Source organism: Falsihalocynthiibacter sp. BN13B15 (genome assembly GCF_041205415.1).
GTDB lineage: Bacteria > Pseudomonadota > Alphaproteobacteria > Rhodobacterales > Rhodobacteraceae > Falsihalocynthiibacter > Falsihalocynthiibacter arcticus.
This window is the reverse complement of record NZ_JBGFCE010000105.1, coordinates 1-348: the sequence shown is the minus strand read 5'-3', so window position 1 is coordinate 348 and position 348 is coordinate 1. Positions and strand designations below refer to the sequence as shown.

Genomic DNA, 348 nt, shown 5'->3' with positions numbered 1-348 from the left:
GTGGTTGGTGTGCCGTTACGTTCCAAATATTGCGGGGCAGCACAGAGAATGCGCTCACAATCCGCGATCTTGCGCAGCTTAAGATTTGAGTCGCGCGGCGTGCCGATGAAAAACGCCAGATCCAAACCATCAGCCAGAATATCGACCTTGCGGTCCGACAAGCGCATCTGGACTTCGGTTCCTGGAAATTCCTCGACAAAACGTGGAACAAGGGGGGCAACGATCCGTCGACCTGCGCCCAGAGGGGCTGTAATACGAATGACGCCACGCGGGGTTTCCGAGAAGGTCGCGATGGTTGCTTCGGCATCGTCGATCGACGCGAGCACCTTCTTGGCCTCCTTGTAAAAC

The 348-nt window shown here is 56.3% G+C and carries 1 protein-coding gene; it reads right to left on the bottom strand.

The window, feature by feature from the left end; translation table 11 throughout:
- Positions 1 to 348 (bottom strand): LysR substrate-binding domain-containing protein (locus AB9F26_RS22380; protein ID WP_369769141.1); only part of this gene is annotated, 348 nt, incomplete at both ends.